This is a genomic window from Oleiphilus sp. HI0080 (assembly GCF_001635135.1).
In genome coordinates, this window is sequence record NZ_LWFU01000999.1 from 1 (window position 1) to 653 (window position 653).

Here is a 653-nt window from a genome sequence, read left to right on the forward strand (position 1 = left end):
AACTCGGAGATCCAAAGGGCGTCGCGTGGTTTTTCCCAAATTCTACTGACAAGTCCCTTCTCGAGGCGGCCAATGCATTCATTAGCCAGATCAAAGACGACGGCACTCTGATGTACCTCACTGAACGGTATTATGGTCATTTAGCGCAATTTAACTATGTTGGCGCTCGAACCTTTATACGGCATTCCAAACAACGCCTACCAAAATACGAAGACGCCTATAAGAAGTATGCGGAGCAATATGAGACAGACTGGCGCTTAATGGCGGCTATGGGCTATCAGGAGTCACACTGGCGGCCTAACGCCGTATCGCCAACCGGCGTGCGCGGCCTGATGATGCTAACGCAGGTTACAGCCAAGGAAATGGGTATAAAAAACCGTCTAGATCCACTCCAAAGCATCAAAGGCGGCGTAAAGTACTTCGCCCGCATTCACAAACGCATTCCAGATAGCGTGCCCGAACCGGATAAAACCTGGTTTGCGCTCGCATCCTACAACGTGGGACTTGGGCACTTGGAAGATGCGCGTATCCTTACCGAAAAAGGCGGCAAAGATCCAAATAAATGGGCCGATGTAAAAGAGTTTCTGCCACTGCTTCAGCAAAAAAAATACTACTCAAAAACACGCTATGGGTATGCCAGGGGCTCCGAGCCC

General features: G+C 50.1%; 1 protein-coding gene. It reads left to right on the top strand.

The annotated features are described in order from the left end of the window. A partial coding sequence (gene mltF, locus A3751_RS19080) for a membrane-bound lytic murein transglycosylase MltF (RefSeq protein WP_082863385.1) occupies positions 1-653 on the top strand: 653 nt, incomplete at both ends.